General features: G+C 53.5%; 7 protein-coding genes and 1 riboswitch. Of the genes, 5 read left to right on the top strand and 2 right to left on the bottom strand.

Annotation, left to right across the window (positions count from 1 at the left end):
- Nucleotides 1-182: 182 nt before the first annotated feature.
- The 5 genes from PRIO_RS29190 (at nt 183) to PRIO_RS29170 (ending at nt 7,928) form a co-directional block, all read left to right on the top strand.
- The gene (locus tag PRIO_RS29190; protein ID WP_020426823.1) at nt 183-1,163 is read left to right on the top strand and encodes an ABC transporter permease; all 981 of its coding nucleotides are present in this window, start codon (nt 183-185) and stop codon (nt 1,161-1,163) included.
- Nucleotides 1,164-1,228: 65 nt separating this feature from the next.
- Entirely contained in the window at nt 1,229-2,134 is a 906-nt protein-coding gene (locus PRIO_RS29185) for a carbohydrate ABC transporter permease (RefSeq protein ID WP_020426822.1), read from the top strand.
- Between the two features lie 149 nt (nt 2,135-2,283).
- Nucleotides 2,284-4,020 (top strand): ABC transporter substrate-binding protein, encoded by a 1,737-nt coding sequence (locus tag PRIO_RS29180; RefSeq protein ID WP_020426821.1) that lies wholly within the window; start codon nt 2,284-2,286, stop codon nt 4,018-4,020.
- Between the two features lie 140 nt (nt 4,021-4,160).
- Nucleotides 4,161-6,545 (top strand): glycoside hydrolase family 95 protein, encoded by a 2,385-nt coding sequence (locus PRIO_RS29175; protein WP_046505779.1) that lies wholly within the window; start codon nt 4,161-4,163, stop codon nt 6,543-6,545.
- Between the two features lie 246 nt (nt 6,546-6,791).
- A complete protein-coding gene (locus tag PRIO_RS29170) occupies nt 6,792-7,928 on the top strand; it encodes a transglutaminase domain-containing protein (RefSeq protein ID WP_039786312.1) in 1,137 nt (378 codons plus the stop codon).
- Between the two features lie 1,478 nt (nt 7,929-9,406).
- On the opposite strand, the gene PRIO_RS29165 is transcribed toward PRIO_RS29170, so the two are convergent.
- The gene (locus PRIO_RS29165; protein WP_231869771.1) at nt 9,407-10,900 is read right to left on the bottom strand and encodes an amino acid permease; all 1,494 of its coding nucleotides are present in this window, start codon (nt 10,898-10,900) and stop codon (nt 9,407-9,409) included.
- Between the two features lie 134 nt (nt 10,901-11,034).
- Nucleotides 11,035-11,249, bottom strand: a riboswitch (Lysine riboswitch).
- A gap of 100 nt (nt 11,250-11,349) precedes the next feature.
- Entirely contained in the window at nt 11,350-12,483 is a 1,134-nt protein-coding gene (locus tag PRIO_RS29160) for a virulence factor (RefSeq protein WP_020426869.1), read from the bottom strand.
- Nucleotides 12,484-12,654: the final 171 nt, after the last annotated feature.

Below are 12,654 nucleotides of genomic sequence, written 5' to 3'. Positions count from 1 at the left end.
CTGCCCGAGGATAGGGTACTCCGGCAAATTAGTGTCCCTTTTTCCACATAAAGAGTTGCCGTAGGGTTCACGGGGGGGCGTTCTCAAATCTCTAATTTCTATCTGATTTTAGATCAAATTTATAGGGTACTGCAATCGCTTACAGCGTTCTAGAATAATAGACATAGAGAGGAGGGGGCTTTATGAAAGCGGACACAGCAACTGCTCCAATCCCGCCGGATACCCGAAAACGCAACAAAAAGCCTGCTTCAGGAGGACGGTTTTGGAGAAACTTTAAGAATCAGAAGTATTTATGGATGATGTCGATCCCCTTTGTAATCTGGGCATTCGTCTTCAGCTATCTGCCGTTATGGGGCTGGACGATGGCGTTCCAGAAGTACAAGCCCGCACGCGGCTTTTTTGAACAAGAATGGGTGGGCTTCGACCACTTTAAGACGCTGTTCAGCGATTCGCAATTCCTTCTGGCGCTGCGCAATACGCTGGCGATGAGCGGAATGGGCCTGGTCGCAGGCTTTATTTTTCCGATAACGTTTGCCATTTTGCTTAATGAGGTCCGCCTCGGCATTTTCAAACGGTTTGCTCAGACCGTCTCGTATCTGCCCCACTTTGTATCATGGGTGGTTGCGGCCGGTATTGTAACCAAAATGCTGTCCAGTGAAAATGGTCTTGTAAACGATATCCTGTTAGGAATAGGGTTTATAGACTCGCCTATCCAGTTTATGGCCCAGGGCCATCTCTTCTGGGGAATCGTTACCTTATCGGATGTGTGGAAAGAAACCGGATGGAACGCGATCATTTATCTTGCGGCTATTTCGGGTATCGGACCTGAGCTCTACGAAGCGTCCCGGGTGGACGGTGCCAGCAGGCTCCGCCAGGTATGGCATATTACACTGCCGGGTATCCGCCCGACCATTATCGTTCTGCTGATCATGTCGATTGGGAACTTGCTTAATATCGGCTTTGAGAAGCAATTTTTACTTCAGAACAACCTCGTTACCGATTATTCGCAGGTGCTCGATCTGTACTCTCTGAAATACGGGCTGGGCATGGCGAGATATTCCTACGGTACCGCGATCAATATATTCAACTCTGTGATCAGTGTAATTCTGCTGTTTACGATTAATGGAATCTTCAAACGCACAACCAAAGAGAGCCTTCTGTAAATAGACAAGGTCCCTTTAACCAATCGTGGCGGCAAATTGCCTTTTCGTGAAAGGAGAATATTATTGTGGGAAATACAGCTCTTACAGGAAAGTCGTGGGCAGACCGGATTTTTGATTTCATCGTATATCTCGTGGTACTAATCGTGATTGTGGTCACGATATACCCTTTTCTAAATGTGCTTGCGATCTCGCTGAATGATTCAGTGGACAGTGTACGCGGCGGCATCACAATCTATCCCCGGGAATTTACCTGGGACAATTATTTGAAAATTTTCACCTTCTCGGGGCTGGTCACAGGGTTCAAGATATCCGCTTTACGGACCGTCGCCGGAACCCTGCTCGGGTTGATCAGCGCCTCCATGCTGGCATTCACCGTCAGCCGTCCGGACTTTCAAGGCCGCAAGTTCGTTTCGACATTTCTGGCGATGACCATGTATATATCCGGAGGTATGATCCCGGTTTACATGCTGGTTAAGGATCTGGGCATGATGAACTCTTTTGCAGTCTACATTGTTCCCGGTCTGGTTAGTGCCTTCAATGTGTTCGTTATCCGCTCCTTTATCGACGGCTTGCCTTATGCGCTGCAGGAATCCGCGAAGCTGGACGGGGCCAATGATTTCACGATCTACTTGCGTGTCATTTTGCCGCTTTTGAAGCCGGCGCTGGCGACCATCTCGCTGTTCCTGGCCGTGGGCCAATGGAATGCCTGGTTTGATACGTATCTGTATAACGGGTCCAGCCCTCATCTGACCACGCTGCAATATGAGCTGATGAAGGTCCTGCAGACTACAACCAGCGGCAATAACGGCGATTACCGCTCCAATATTGCTTCAATGGCATCCAATCAGGTCTCCCCGGAGTCGCTCAAGATGGCGATTACGATTGTTGTAACAGTGCCCATCCTGATGGTCTATCCGTTTATTCAGAAATATTTCGTCAAAGGCATGACGCTTGGAGCCGTGAAGAGCTAGTCACATTTTCAGTTGCAGGGGAGCAGGTCTCCCCTGTCATTTACTCCGGGATATATCCGTTTTCCTGCAGCAAACCGCATTTGGACAAGGTATTAACAGGCATTTACCTGTGATACGATAGATTAACAATTTTAAGGAGGGTTTCATTCATGGCAAGGAATAGACAAATAAAAGCCAAAGCATCGGCGATTACGCTCACTTCTGTTATGCTGCTCGGCTTGCTCGCCGGCTGCGGCGGTAATAACGGGAATAACGCAGCCGGAAATGCCGCGAATACGGGAAACAATGCCAACAAGGCTGAGGATACTTCTCCACTGACCATGACTTACTTCAGTGCAGACCCTAACCCGAACTGGACAGGAATGCAGGATGAAGTGGGGAAGGTTCTTACCGAAAAGACAGGTGTGACCCTAGAAGCGGAATTTGCAGTCGGTGATCCCCAACAAAAAGTAGCCCTGATCGCTGCCAGCGGTGAATATCCCGATCTGATCAGTGCCAAGACTGACATCAGCAAGCTCGTGGATGCAGGCGCAATGCTGGATCTTACGGACCTGATTGATAAATATGCTCCCAACATCAAAAAAGTGCTTGGCGAAGAAGGCCTGAAACGTTCACGTTACAGTGATGATGACCATGCGATATATGCTATTCCTACCTATGCAGGTGTGGATAACAAATATTTTGATGCAGGCGGCGGCTTTGAACTTCAGCACCGTGCCGTTAAAGAAGCCGGTTATCCGGAAATCAAGACCGTTCAGGATTATGAAAACGTCATCAAGGCTTACCTTGAAAAACATCCGACCGATGAGAACGGCAACAAAAACATCGGTATGACTCTGAATGCAGATGACTGGTACATGTACATTACAGTGACCAACCCGGCTTTCATTACTACAGGTTCCCCTGATGATGGAGAATATGCGATTGATATTGATACGCAAGAAGTGACCTATCACTTCCGCCGTCCGGCCGAGAAAGAATATTTCCGCTGGCTGAACCATATGAACGACATCGGTTTGCTTGATCCGGAGAGCTTCGTTCAGAAATATGACCAGTACAAAGCCAAGATTGCTACAGGCCGTGTCATTGGTCTGATTGACCAAGACTGGGGTTACGGAGACGGAGAAAAAGCACTGAAAGCTGCAGGCAAGCTGGATCAAGGATATGCACACTTCCCTGTGACCTTGTCTGAGGAGTACAAGGATACTTCCTTCTGGCCTACAGGCTTTATGGCCGGCAACGGAGTCGGGATCAGCGTAGATGCTAAAGATCCGGTGCGTGCCATTAAATTCCTGGACTACCTGGCTTCGGATGAAGGCCAAGTGCTGATTAACTGGGGGATCGAAGGCAAGCACTACAACGTTGTTGACGGCAAACGCGTCATCCCTGAAGATGTAAATAACCGTAAATATAATGACACCACCAATTTCCAAAAGGAAACCGGACTGGGAAATGTCGGCTCCAGCTACGCACTGCTTAGCGCTCACTATGGCGACGGCGTATTGGATCCGACCGGCAGCTACTATACCACCCGTTTCCCTGAGCAAGTTACAGCAGGCTACAATAAAGTAGAGAAAGAAACACTGGCGGCCTACAAAGCCAACACCTGGAAAGATTTGTTTCCAAGCGAAGATGAATTCAAGGTTAAGCCTTGGGGCGCTGCCTGGAACATCACTATCCCTGGCGACAGCGAAATTGTTGTGCTTGACAACAAGCTGAAGGATATTACCTGGAAACGTATTCCAGAAGCTATCCTGTCCAAACCGGCTGATTTTGATAAAGTTTGGGATGCCTACATGGGAGAACTTGATAAAGCCGGTGTATCGAAGGCAGAAGATTTACGTGAAGAGCTGGTTAAAAAACGTGTGAAACTGTGGAATGAATAATTAGTCGTTACTCCTTCAGAAAAGCATGAAGACGGCGGGAAGCCCTAATGTAAGTCCGGGCTTCCCGCCGATTGCTGTTTACCCTGTAACATCAGGAAGATGTCGTTTATCACTGAGTCCTAACGAGACAGACAGGAGGCATGTACGTGGGAGAGAGCAGGAATACCGGCCGGCATAAACTGTGGTACAACAGACCGGCCGCCGTATGGGAAGAGGCGCTGCCGGTGGGCAACGGCCGGCTTGGGGGGATGATCTTCGGCGGAGTGGAGGAGGAGCTGATCCAGTTAAATGAGGATACCCTGTGGTCGGGCTTCCCGCGCGATACAACCAATTATGAAGCCTTGCGCCATTTGGCTCCGGCCAAGCAGCTGGTAGCGGAGGGGAAATACAAGGAAGCGGAAGCGCTGATTGATGCCAAAATGCTCGGCAGACGTACGGAATCCTATCAACCGTTAGGGGATCTGAAGATCAGGTTCGACCTCGCAGGTCCAGTAGAAGATTACCGCAGAGAGCTTGATTTGGAGCAGGCATTGGCTGCCGTCTCCTATACCGCCGGAGGCGTTAAGATCGTTCGTGAAGTACTCGCCAGCAGACCCGATGAGCTTATAGCGATCCATATCCGTGCGGAGGGCCGGGGAGAACTGAACGTATTGCCGGATTTCACCGCGGAGCTAAGTTCGCCTCATCCTTCCTGTTTCCGGATGACTCCGGACGGAACACTGATCATGACCGGACGCGCTCCGTCACATGTGGCCGATAATTATACGGGGGACCATCCGCGCTCCGTCTTGTATGAAGAGGGCCTGGGCATAAGTTATGCGGCGGCCCTGGAGATCCGTACGGATGGCGGCACTTGTACGGCTGAGAACGGAAGTCTGTCGGTTTCCGGTGCGAACGCCGTTACCCTCCGGCTGGCGGCGGCAACCGATTTTGCCGGGTATGACAAGATGCCGGGAAGGGGCGGCACAGTGCCTTCAGAGCTGTGCCTCAAGCAGCTGGCTTCGGCCTCTCAAGCATATGCAGAGCTAAGGCTGCACCATATCCGGGATCACCAGACCTTGTTCCGGCGTGTGAGTCTTGAACTTGCCCCTGCTTCTTCTCTGGCGGAGCTGCCAACCGATGACCGGCTGGCACAGTACCGCGAAGGGCAAGCAGATCCGGCCCTGGAAGTGCTGCTGTTCCAATATGGCCGCTACCTGATGATCGCAGGCTCCCGGCCCGGCACACAGGCTCTGAATCTTCAAGGGATCTGGAACCCGCATGTTCAGCCGCCATGGAACAGCAACTATACCACGAACATTAATGCAGAAATGAATTATTGGCCAGCCGAGCCGTGCGGATTAGGTGAATGCCATGAACCATTAATGGATTTAATTACAGAGCTTAGCCTGGCCGGGAGACGCACCGCAAATATTCATTATGGAGCGCGCGGCTGGAGCGTTCATCACAATACCGACCTCTGGCGGATGACCACCCCCTCCGATGGACTGTCCATGTGGGCTTTCTGGCCGATGGGCGGCGTGTGGCTTTCCCGGCACCTGTGGGAACGCTATGCCTTCCGCCCCGACAGGGCTTTTCTGCAGGACACTGCATTTCCTGTGCTCAAAGGAGCCGCTTTGTTCTGTCTGGACTTTCTGGTAGAGCTGCCGGATGGCCGGCTGACTACGGGCTTGTCCACCTCACCGGAGAATGTTTTTCTTACCGCCGATGGGGAGCCCTGCAGTGTGTCTGCCGGATCAGCTATGGATATGTCGCTGATTGCCGAATTGTTCTCCCACTGTATTCAGGCTGCGGAAATTCTGGATACGGAGCCTGAATTCCGCAGGGAATTAACCGCTAAGCGGGCCCGTCTTGCGCATCCCGGGATCGCTCCGGACGGGCGGATACGGGAATGGCACAGGGATTTTGCCGAGAAGGAGCCGGGACACCGTCATGTCTCCCATCTGTACGGCCTGTATCCGGGTAATGTGATCAGCCCTGACCAAACGCCGGAGCTGGCGGCTGCAGCGGCTTTGTCGCTGGAGACGCGTCTCGAGTCCGGCGGCGGACATACCGGCTGGAGCGCCTCCTGGCTGCTTAATCTGTATGCCCGGCTGCAGGATGGCGAAAAGGCTTACCGCTGTGTGCAGCGGATTCTGGAGGCAGCCACGCTGCCGAATCTGTTTGGCAACCACCCGCCTTTCCAGATCGACGGCAACTTCGGCGTTGCGGCAGGGATCGCCGAAATGCTGCTCCAGAGCCACCAGAACGGGCTGCAGCTGCTGCCGGCGCTTCCCGGGAGCTGGAGCGGGGGCCGGGTCAGCGGACTTCGGGCGCGCGGCGGTTTTATCGTTGATATGGAGTGGAGCGGCGGCCAGCTGGTCCGGGCAGTGCTTGTGTCTACGCATGGCTATCCGTGCAGCGTGTCCGGCAGCCTTCCACTAACGCTGCAGAAACCGGATGGGGCGCTTTCAGATGCGGGCGCTGTTTTTGAGACCATTGCCGGAGAAACTTATATTCTGATCCCGCAGCATAAAAAGAACTAAAGCGCAAGCGCATCAAGGCGGTTTCCGCAGCAGAGGGTTACTCTGCGCGGAAACCGCTTTTTTTGCCTGCCGGACTTATTCACCAGGCCTGCTGGACCGATAATAATAACCAGGAGGGCGCAGTTGGTCTTTCTGATCTTCTGAAATATTATAGTCGTGTAATGCCGTATTTCCGCATTTAATAAAATAGAGTATACACGCGGAACTTCATCCATATCCATTGCAGCAGAGAAAGCAGGGGCATATATGAAAAAACGATATACACTGGTCAAAGCCATGCTTGGAGGAATGCTGGTATGCGCTGCTCTGCCGCCTGCCCTGTACTGGGGCTGGGATCATGCTTACGCCGCCAGCACTTCAGCGGTGCTGCAATCGGGGGCGGAGATGGCCCAGAAGCTGACTGCAGCCATGAATAACCGCAGAGAGAACATTACGTTCGTATACGAAGGCAAGACAACCAACCTGAAATCCCAGGTGCAGAAGGCGATTGACCAGGCGATGGGCAGCGATCCTTACCTCTATTATATTATCGACAGCTACGCTTTTTCGTATCGCGGAAGCAGCCGGTCGGCCAAGGTAACAGTGCAGGTGGCGTACCGGGAGACGCTGCAGCAGACGGCTCTGGTGAACAAGCAGGTGAAAACCCTTTTACAGCAGATCATTACCCCTGGAATGAACCAGCACCAGAAGGTGAAGGTGATCCATGACTGGGTGGTGCTGCATTTGCAATATGATAACACATACCGCAAATATACCGCCTATGAAGGATTGCAGACCGGCAGCGCCGTTTGCCAGGGGTATTCGCTTTTGACCTACAAATTGCTCCTTGGCGCAGGCATCCCGAACAAAATTGTGGAAGGTACGGCAAAACCAGAGGGAGGCGTTGCCCAGTCACATGCCTGGAATCTGGTGCAATTGGACGGACGCTGGTACCATTTGGACACAACCTGGGACGATCCAACTCCCAGCCCGGAGGGTGGCGTCAGCACGGTCTACTACATGAGGACAGACGCCCAGATGCGCCGTGACCACAGCTGGACCAAATCCTACCCGGCAGCGTCTGTCGGCTATGCCCAGACCCTGTCCGAACTGGTCAGCCGCGGCGGGCAGAGCGTGCCGGTATACCAGGAGCTTCAAAAAAAGCTCGATTACCGGCTGTACGAGGAGGATGAGGTGATTACTTCTGCGGCAGAGCTGAATACGCTCGTGCGTGAGGCGGCTGCTTCCGGCAAGCAATCCCTGTTATTCCGTTACCGGGGCAGTGAAAAACTGCTCAAAATAGATCTGCAGGGGCTTTACAGCTTAGGCCTGGAGAACTTGGCCTACACCAGCTCCCCGTTTGACAACACCGGGGATTTGAAGGTTTATGTGACCTGGAAGTAGGCAGCTGGCGTGTTTTTTGGCTGAATGCCGCTTGTTGTGCGTCTCCCGGCCGGATGTTTCCTGCTATGGGCCTAGCTGCTGATCGTCTCCTGGCCGGACGTTCCCGTTATGTGCCTAGCTGCTGATCGTCTCCCGACCGGACGTTCCCGTTATGTGCCTAGCTGCTGATCGTCTCCTGGCCAAACGTTTCCCGCTATGTCCATCCGCTTTGCGTCTCCCCGCCCCGGCTGTCTTCCGGACACAGAAGCCCTTATTTATAAGAAAACACGGATTTTTCGGCGCTCCCGGACTACAGAGCCCTTATTTCCTTGTTTTCGGGGAGATTGCAGCCTTTTTCACCTCAATAACGGCTTGTGTGTCCGGATCACCTTGTATATTGCCCGTTTGCAGAGAATCAGCGGAACGTGAGTCCGCATAGATACACCTAGCCGATGGGGCTGAAAGGAGGGGCTGCTGCCTACAGAACAATGGCCCTGGGGACTGGCATCCATCTTATCTGTGCGGGCAACCTTCCTGGTCACCTGGGCAGAAAGGCAAGAACGGCAGTAGGATACTGATCAGAGAGTTAAGCAATGGGAGTACGATACTGATCAGAAAGTTAAGCAATGGCAGTAGGGTACTGATCAGAAAGTTAAGCAATGAATGTACGATACTGATCATCAAAAAGGGATGCATCTGGAGCTGGTTGGCTCCAAATGCATCCCCTTTTTTAAAAGAAATTTATATGTTTTGGGGGAACTGACTTCCCCTTATTTAACTGTAAAACAGTGTGAAAAAATGTGGATATCTTGGAAGCCTCACAGGAATATACGCGATGCAGGAGGATAGGGCTCCATCAGCGGACTGAAGCGGACAGAGGAGCCCTTATTTTACCAAAAATCTAACTTTATCTACAATTACGGACTCAGGAGACGTTATCACGTTCGATGGAGCCTGGAATCAAGGGGAAAGGGAGAAATAAAGGCATCTCAGTCCGTCCCTGCGGAATAGCCGAATCTTCTATCCATAACGGCTCTCCTGTCCGTAACGGCTGCGGATCGATCGTGAAGGAATAGGGCGATCCGTCTTTACCGGCTTCCTCACAGGTGCTAGTTGGAAAAAGGGAACTTATTTTTCCGGAAATTAAGAAATCCTGAGAGTGAAGTGGAAAAAGTAAAACTAATTGGGCCACATTTCTGGTCCAATGGCGAAATGAGCTTAATTAGTATCCCTTTTTCCACTTCATCTGCCCGAGGGTAGGGTACTTCGGCAAATTAGTGTACCTTTTTCCACTTAAAGAGTTGCCGTAGGATTCATGAAGAGTCGTTCTCCAGGTAACGCTAGAACCAAGACGGCTGCGCTGTCCTGTGGAGGACGGCACAGCCGTTTTGGTTCCTGATTTAAGAAAATATTGCACAACTCCTCGCATGTTCTGTCCCAACCACTACTCATACGGACGGAGAGAGCTTCTGGTCCCGGCTTCGGCTCTGAGAAGCGGATTACTCCGGATGCGTGCTTAGGTCGCATTGATCCAGCGGGACAATGCGGCTCTTGCGGAACCAGCGGTAGCCGAACCAGATCAGCAGGAACAACGGCAGACTGATATAGGAGACAAGGATGCCGTACCAGTCGATGCTTCCGCCGTTGAAAGCGCCGAGATTCTGGCCAAAAACAGCAATGAGGCATAGGACCAGTGCGAAGATCGGGCCAAAAGGGAACCATCTGGCCCGGTAAGGCAGTTCCTCCAGCGAATGTCCCTGCTTCACAAAAGCGCGGCGGAAACGGTAATGGCACACGGCGATGCCCAGCCAGTTAATGAAGCCGCACATACCGGATGCATTGAGCAGCCAGTTATAGACCGCCCCGTCGCCAAAGAATGAGGCCAGAAAAGCCAGCATGCCGACTGCAGTGGTAACCAGCAGCGCACCTACAGGTACCCCGCGGCGGTTGAGTCTGCCGAGGGCACGCGGGGCCATGCCGTCCTTGGCCATCGCATACAGGACGCGGGTGGAAGCATACATGCCCGAGTTCCCGGCTGACAGCACTGAACTCAGGATGACTGCGTTCATGACAGATGCCGCAATCGCAAGTCCTGCTTTATTGAAGACAATCGTGAACGGGCTGACGCCGATATCATCAATTCCGCTGCGGAGCAGATCGGGGTTGGTGTAAGGGATCAGCAGCCCGATGACAAGTATGGCGAAGATATAGAAGATTAGAATGCGCCAGAACACCCGGCGGATGGCCAGCGGCACATTCCGGCGCGGATTTTCACTCTCACCTGCGGCGACCCCGACAAGTTCAGTCCCCTGGAACGAGAAGCCCGCAGCCATGAAGACGCCAACGAAGGCAAAAAATCCGCCGTGGAAAGAACTGCCGCCAAGCTGGAAGTTGCTGAAACCAACCGCCTTGCCGCCCAAAATACCGAAGATCATCAACACACCGACCGTTAGAAAGACGATAACGGTAATGATTTTGATAATGGCAAACCAGTATTCCGATTCCCCATAGCCGCGTGCAGACAAAAAGTTGAGTCCGAACATCAGCAGCAGAAACAGAAGGCTCCAGAGGATGGAAGGGCTGTCCGGGAACCAGTACTTAATAATGACAGTGGCAGCGGATAGCTCTGCAGCGATAGTGACCGCCCAGTTGTACCAGAAGTTCCAGCCGATGGCAAAGCCGAAGGCGGGGCTGACAAACCGCGTGCCGTAGGTGCTGAAAGAGCCGGAGTCCGGCAAGTAAGTTGCCAGCTCACCCAGGCTGGTCATCAGAAAATACACCATAATGCCGACAGCAGTGTAAGCCAGCAGGGCGCCTCCCGGACCCGAAGAGGCGATCGCACCGCCGCTGGCGAGGAACAGTCCGGTTCCGATGGAGCCGCCGAGGGCGATCATGGTTAAATGTCTGGCCTTGAAGGTTTTGCGCAGCCCCGGCGCGGATGTATTGCTGTTCTGCCCCGGTTGGTGCGGCTGATTGTTGTTCCTGACTTGCATAAATAGGACACTCCCTCTGAATTATAATGTTTCTGTTCAAGGGCTCTAACCAAGAAGCATATCCATTCGCAAGCGTAAAAAAACCGCAGACAGATTCTGCGGTTTTCGTATTTACAGCTCCGCACCATACTCCCTGTTCAGATAGCGCAACACAGTGCCTGGACGCAGTTTCCTGACGGGCCATGCCCTGTGACAGTTCCGTACCTTTCGGCAACGGCCCCAGCCGGCGCAGCATAATAAGAGCAGCGGCGCAGACTTCGGCGGATATTCCTTTCGGCGGCGTTTCACAGACGGCTCTTATAGCGTCTCCTCGCGCGTACTCTTTATATCCGCGACCTCTACCTCATCCTAGGTATGATGAGGCTATCTTTATAATGATATGAACACAACAGGGATTAGTATAATGCAACTTGCCTGGGCAAGCAATGACAAATTACGGCAGGTAAGCGTTAGGTTCTCCGGCGCTCCGACATCTGCTGCCATACAGTACCGGCAGCCTCTTCACCGGAGGCGATGCGCTCCAGCGCCATTCTGGCCTGCAGACCTACCTCGAATTCCGGGTCGTCCACAGCCAGGCTTAATGCCTCCTGAGCCTCGGCCGTGCCGACCTCATAGAGGAAGCGCGCTGCCCGCCAGCGGACCAGCTTGCTCTTGTCCGTGAGCGACGCCGTCATCATCGGCGTCGCTGCGGGATCGCCGATGTCGGACAGCGTGTCTCCGGCCGTGCGCCGCACGGCCGGGGCGCTGTCTGCCATCGCCTCATAGAGCAGCTCCATCGCCTCGGGCGTGCGGATGTCGCCCAGGTACACGACCGCCAGCCTGCGGATATGCAGCTTGGGGTCGTGCAGCGCCGCGCGCAGCTCCGGCAGGAGCTCTGCCGTCGGCGCAAGGTCCTCCAGCGCGGCGTAGCGCACGCGCCAGTCCTCGTCCTTCAGGTCTCGCAGCAGCTCGGCCTGATCCTTCTTCTCCCGCTGCTCGACGAACTCGCCGCCGGCCCCGTGCGCGATGGCCTGCTGCACGAGGGAGTCGAGGCGTTCCTGCGGATACGCCGCTTCCAGCTCCTGCTCGACCTCGCGCGCGATGGTCTCAGGCTCGCCGTACCGCACGCCGTAATCGGTGAGCTTGCGCTCTTTGATCAGTACGGCGCTGGCGACATCCGTTACCGCCTTTGTGAACCGGGCGGAGAGGGCGATGCGCTCCTCACTCGCGCCGGTTTTGACGCGGATCTGGATCGGGATGCCGCGGAACATCTGCACGAATACCTGCGATTCCCCGAAGTGTGCACCGGCATTCTCATCCTCCAGGTTGAAGTCTGCACTTAAGCCCTCTGCGCCGAACCGGGTCTGGACCTCGCGGAGAATGGCGGCCCAGTCAGCGCTGCCTTTGCGCTCCAGTGCAGCGAAATCGGCAGCGTGATAAATGCTGGTAACGCCCGGAATCGTGAGCATTTCCCGCGCCCAGGAAGGGGCGGAACGCTGGCTTTCCGGTGTATAGGTACGGCGGACTCCGGGCTCCAGAGTCTCATCCAGATGAAGCTTCATCGTATTGGGACTTGGAGTCGGTTCTATAAATGTAATCTTCATACGCTAGGCTCCCCCTTTGAACGGCATGCTGGCCGTAAGTACTTTACCCGCATTTTACCTCATTTCGGGCACCCAACACAAAAGGCAGACCGCATATGTCCGCTTAAGCCTGGTACGAAATGGTTAAACTTTTAATTAAATAAGGATATGCGCTCAGCGCACGTTTTGCAA

Source organism: Paenibacillus riograndensis SBR5 (genome assembly GCF_000981585.1).
Lineage (GTDB): Bacteria > Bacillota > Bacilli > Paenibacillales > Paenibacillaceae > Paenibacillus_AQ > Paenibacillus_AQ riograndensis.
Note: the sequence above shows the minus strand (reverse complement) of the source record. Positions and strands in the feature narration are given on the sequence as shown.

Coding starts and splice junctions, on each gene's coding strand:
- PRIO_RS29190 (WP_020426823.1), top strand. CDS start 183: ATGAAAGCGGACACAGCAACTGCTCCAATCCCGCCGGATACCCGAAAA.
- PRIO_RS29180 (WP_020426821.1), top strand. CDS start 2,284: ATGGCAAGGAATAGACAAATAAAAGCCAAAGCATCGGCGATTACGCTC.
- PRIO_RS29175 (WP_046505779.1), top strand. CDS start 4,161: ATGTACGTGGGAGAGAGCAGGAATACCGGCCGGCATAAACTGTGGTAC.
- PRIO_RS29170 (WP_039786312.1), top strand. CDS start 6,792: ATGAAAAAACGATATACACTGGTCAAAGCCATGCTTGGAGGAATGCTG.
- PRIO_RS29165 (WP_231869771.1), bottom strand. CDS start 10,900: ATGCAAGTCAGGAACAACAATCAGCCGCACCAACCGGGGCAGAACAGC.
- PRIO_RS29160 (WP_020426869.1), bottom strand. CDS start 12,483: ATGAAGATTACATTTATAGAACCGACTCCAAGTCCCAATACGATGAAG.